Origin of the sequence: Rhodococcus sp. CX (assembly GCF_015865005.1) — a bacterium.
GTDB lineage: Bacteria > Actinomycetota > Actinomycetes > Mycobacteriales > Mycobacteriaceae > Rhodococcus.
On the sequence record NZ_JADZGH010000173.1, the window covers coordinates 485 to 5,166 of the forward strand.

The window sequence follows — 4,682 nt, forward strand, 5'->3', positions numbered from 1 at the left end:
ACCCGGTGCCCACCACCACCCTCACCGAACCGGCGATGCTCGCCGGCACCTGGGAGAGCCTCAAAGTCCATCCCGGCCGGAAGCTGCTGGTGGGCACCGGTGTTCCGCTGAACTTCGGGGGCGGGCTGATGTCGGTGTACGACATCTCCGACTGCGCGCATCCACGTCTGCTCAATCCGGGACCGGGCACCGACCTGCAGATGCCGCTGCCGATCACCGCGCACGAGGGCGGCTTCTCGCCGGACGGACGGACCTACTGGTCCTCCGGCACCGAGGGGGTGCTCAGCGCCGTGGATCTGACCGACCCGACGACCCCGCGGGTGATCTGGCAGGGCTGGATCGGGCTGTCCGGCCACGGATTCGGCATCAGCCCCGACGGCAACCGCCTGTACCTGTCGAACAACTTCGGTGGCCTCACCGTCCTCGACACCGCCGCCGTGCAGCGCCGGGACCCGAATCCGCAGGTGGTTCAACTGGCCAAGATGGCGTGGACGGACGGCTGGGCCACCCAGCACAGCATCCCGGTCACCTACGACGGCCACCCCTACCTGTTCACCGTCGACGAGGCCGGATCCGGCGGGGTCAAGCTCATCGACGTCGCCGACGACGCGAACCCGCGGATCGTGCACTCGATCAAGCTCGAGATCAACCTGCCGGAGCACATCGACAGCCAGGTCGCATCCGGGATGGGCGGCTCGGCGTTCGCGTACGAATCGCACTACTGCGCGGCCGACCGTCCCGCGAACCCGACCGCGCTGGCGTGCGGCTGGATCTCGTCCGGCATCCGCGTGTTCGACGTCCGCGACCCGTTCGACGTGCACGAGATCGCGTACTACAACCCGCCGGCGATGACCGGCCGCAACCTCGACCGCCCGAACTCGTCGCACGCGTGGGCGTCGCTGATCGGAGTCCCGGTGCTCAGCGCCCCCGCGGTGCTGCAGGCCGTGATCGGCGGGCAGTTCGACCTTTCCCAGGCGCAGTCGAGCCGCAGCGGCATGGTCGTCGGCGGCGACCTGTCCGCCGACTGGTGCCTGTCGCCACCGGAATGGCGCGGCAACGACCTGTGGGTCGGCTGCTCGGACAACGGGTTCCTGACGCTGCGTCTGAGCGAGGACGTCTACACCCCGCCCGCGAACCAGCAGTCCACGATCGGGTCGTGAACGCAGCAACCGCGCTGCGCGGACTCGCGGCGGTGTCGATGGCGGTGTTCCTGCTGGTGATCGGGGCGGCGCTGCGGCCGCTGGTGATCCCCGAAGCGCCCGCGCCGGCGGCCCCGGTGCTCGGACCCGTCGAGATCGGCTTCGTCCAGGACATGGCCGCCCACCACCAGCAGGGGCTGCAGATGACCGCGCGGCTGTCCCCGGACGTCGACCCGGCGGTGGCGACGCTGGCACGCAGGATCGAGCTGACCCAGCGCTACGAGCTCGGCATGCTGCTCGGCTGGCTGGAACTCGCCCAGGCCCCGCCCACCAACCCGCATCCGATGCAGTGGCACGACGGCGACCACGCCCACGCAACCGCGGCCGGGCCGGCCGAGAGACCGATGCCGGGGATGGCGACGCTCGACGAACTCGACGCCCTGTCCGCGGCGCGCGGCCGGGACGCCGAGGTGCTGTTCCTGCAGTTGATGCAGCGTCACCACGCCGGGGCCGTGGCCATGGCCCGGGCCGCCGACGGCCGGCTCACCGGCGGCGCGGTCGCGCTGTTCGCGCGCGGCGCGATGCAGGAACAGAGCAAGGAGGCGGGGTTGATGACGCTCATGCTCGAGCAGCGGGCGGCCGCCCCACTGGGCTGACCGCAGCTGGAAAGCGACTCCCGGCGCGGCGGCACGCGGTGCCGCGGCCCGATCCTGACCACGTTACCGGCGGCCGGGTTTGCCGGTGTAGCGCCCGTGCGCGTAGCCTTGACCACGCGAGTGTCCGCTGTTCGATCTTCACGGCTCGATCGGCGGGTATTCGTGGCGGAATCTCGTGTCGTTCACCACGGTGTGCGATCCGTCTGTCCGACCGAACATTGACCAACCGACTATCAACCCGTCCGGAGCAACTCAACACATGGCCTCCACCACCGTCACCTCGCCGCAGGTAGCCGTCAACGACATCGGCTCTGCCGAGGATTTCCTCGCCGCCATCGACGCCACGATCAAGTACTTCAACGATGGCGACATCGTCGAAGGCACCATCGTCAAGGTCGACCGCGACGAGGTGCTGCTCGACATCGGCTACAAGACCGAAGGCGTTATCCCGTCCCGCGAGCTCTCCATCAAGCACGATGTCGACCCCAACGAGGTCGTTTCGGTGGGCGATGAGGTCGAGGCCCTGGTCCTCACCAAGGAGGACAAGGAAGGCCGCCTGATCCTGTCCAAGAAGCGTGCGCAGTACGAGCGCGCCTGGGGCACGATCGAGGAGCTCAAGGAGAAGGACGAGGCCGTCAAGGGCACCGTCATCGAGGTCGTCAAGGGCGGCCTGATCCTCGACATCGGCCTGCGCGGCTTCCTGCCCGCCTCGCTCGTCGAGATGCGTCGCGTCCGCGACCTCCAGCCGTACGTCGGCAAGGAGATCGAGGCCAAGATCATCGAGCTCGACAAGAACCGCAACAACGTCGTTCTGTCGCGCCGCGCATGGCTCGAGCAGACCCAGTCCGAGGTCCGCAGCGAGTTCCTGCACCAGCTCCAGAAGGGCCAGGTCCGCAAGGGCTTCGTGTCCTCCATCGTCAACTTCGGCGCGTTCGTCGATCTCGGCGGTGTCGACGGCCTCGTGCACGTCTCCGAGCTGTCCTGGAAGCACATCGACCACCCGTCCGAGGTCGTCGAGGTCGGCAACGAGGTCACCGTCGAGGTTCTCGACGTCGACCTGGACCGCGAGCGCGTCTCCCTGTCGCTCAAGGCCACCCAGGAAGACCCGTGGCGTCAGTTCGCCCGCACCCACGCGATCGGCCAGATCGTTCCGGGCAAGGTCACCAAGCTCGTTCCGTTCGGCGCGTTCGTCCGCGTCGAGGAGGGCATCGAGGGTCTGGTCCACATCTCCGAGCTGGCCGAGCGCCACGTGGAGGTCCCGGACCAGGTCGTGTCCGTCGGCGACGACGCGATGGTCAAGGTCATCGACATCGACCTGGAGCGTCGCCGCATCTCGCTGTCGCTGAAGCAGGCCAACGAGGACTACACCGCCGAGTTCGATCCGTCGAAGTACGGCATGGCCGACAGCTACGACGAGCAGGGCAACTACATCTTCCCCGAGGGCTTCGATCCCGAGACCAACGAATGGCTCGAGGGCTTCGAGAAGCAGCGTGAGGAGTGGGAGTCCCGCTACGCGGAGGCCGAGCGTCGTCACAAGATGCACACCGCGCAGATCGAGAAGATGGCTGCCGACGAGGCCGCCGAGGCCGAGGCCGGCGTCTCCGGCACCAACTACTCGTCCGAGTCCGGCGCCGAGAGCGCGTCGGAGCCGGCCGGTGGTTCGCTGGCGAGCGACGCGCAGCTCGCTGCGCTTCGCGAGAAGCTGTCGGGCAACGCCTGACCATCCGGTTCGTCGAACGGCCCCGCACCGATTTCGGTGCGGGGCCGTCCGCGTTCCCGGGGTGTGTGTTCCGGCGATTGCCCGGGCGCAGCCGGAAAACGCCGCGGCCCGCAGCTTCTCGTACGAGGGCTGCGGGCCGCGGCGTCGTGTGTGCGGAGGCCGACTTCAGTTGACGGCGGGGGTGGCCCACTGGGTGGGCAGCGCCGCGGCGCGTTTGCGCATCGCGGCCTGACTGTGCCGGGCGTTCGTCAGCAGCATGGTGAACCAGTTGCGACGGTGCGCGGCGAGAGCAGCGGCCACCTCGGGGATGAGGATGCAGTGCACGCCGTTCTCCATGCCGAGGCGATGCCGACCGGGCAGCGGTTGAGACGATTGCATGGCCTGCCTTCTCGAGGGTCGGGGATCCGTGGTCGGACGGTTCGCAACGACGATAACCGACGCATCGACCGGAGCCCGGCATTCCGCCGCAGGTCGGAGGGCGTGTTTCGCTCAGGCACCGAGTTGCGACCTCCCTGTGATCGCGTTGTGATCGCAGTGTGATTCGCCGGTAGGGCGACCCGGGGACGGCGTGCTCGGCCGCGCCGGGGAATACCTGCGAGGCGCCATCCCGTTCAAGTAGTTGACTGTTCAAATACATGACGGAGGTACGGCAGTGCAGTTCGGCATCTTCACCATCGGCGACGTGACCCGCGATCCCATCACGGGCCGCACGCCGACCGAACACGAACGCATCACCGCGATGACGAAGATCGCCCTCGCTGCCGAGGAGGTCGGACTCGACGTCTTCGCGACCGGCGAGCACCACAACCCGCCGTTCGTGCCGTCCTCACCGACCACGATGCTCGGCTGGATCGCCGCGAAGACCACGAGGCTGAAACTGTCCACCGCGACGACCCTCATCACCACGAACGACCCGGTCAAGATCGCCGAGGACTTCGCGATGCTGCAGCACCTGGCCGACGGCCGCGTCGACCTGATGCTGGGCCGCGGCAACACCGGCCCGGTCTATCCCTGGTTCGGCAAGGACATCCGGCAGGGCATTCCGCTCGCGATCGAGAACTACCATCTGCTGCGCCGGCTCTGGCGCGAACGCATCGTCGACTGGGAAGGACAGTTCCGCACCCCGCTGCGCGGGTACACCTCCACCCCGGCCCCGCTCGACGACAC

General features: G+C 68.3%; 5 protein-coding genes. 4 read left to right on the top strand and 1 reads right to left on the bottom strand.

The window, feature by feature from the left end:
• The 3 genes from I0Q12_RS18385 to rpsA all read left to right on the top strand — a co-directional run.
• On the top strand, positions 1-1,160 hold a 1,160-nt coding region (locus tag I0Q12_RS18385; RefSeq protein ID WP_231610969.1), incomplete at its 5' end, for an LVIVD repeat-containing protein.
• Positions 1,157-1,795: a DUF305 domain-containing protein gene (locus I0Q12_RS18390; RefSeq protein WP_248676008.1), complete on the top strand. Its 639-nt coding sequence runs from the start codon at positions 1,157-1,159 to the stop codon at positions 1,793-1,795. The genes I0Q12_RS18385 and I0Q12_RS18390, both read left to right, overlap by 4 nt.
• A gap of 259 nt (positions 1,796-2,054) precedes the next feature.
• Positions 2,055-3,515 (top strand): 30S ribosomal protein S1, encoded by a 1,461-nt coding sequence (gene rpsA, locus I0Q12_RS18395; RefSeq protein WP_197253334.1) that lies wholly within the window; start codon positions 2,055-2,057, stop codon positions 3,513-3,515.
• A gap of 165 nt (positions 3,516-3,680) precedes the next feature.
• Here the strand turns inward: rpsA and I0Q12_RS18400 are convergent, their stop codons facing one another.
• On the bottom strand, positions 3,681-3,893 hold the full coding sequence (locus I0Q12_RS18400; RefSeq protein ID WP_197253336.1) for a hypothetical protein: 213 nt from the start codon (positions 3,891-3,893) through the stop codon (positions 3,681-3,683).
• Positions 3,894-4,167: 274 nt separating this feature from the next.
• Here I0Q12_RS18400 and I0Q12_RS18405 point away from each other — a divergent pair.
• On the top strand, positions 4,168-4,682 hold a 515-nt coding region (locus tag I0Q12_RS18405; protein ID WP_197253338.1), incomplete at its 3' end, for an LLM class flavin-dependent oxidoreductase.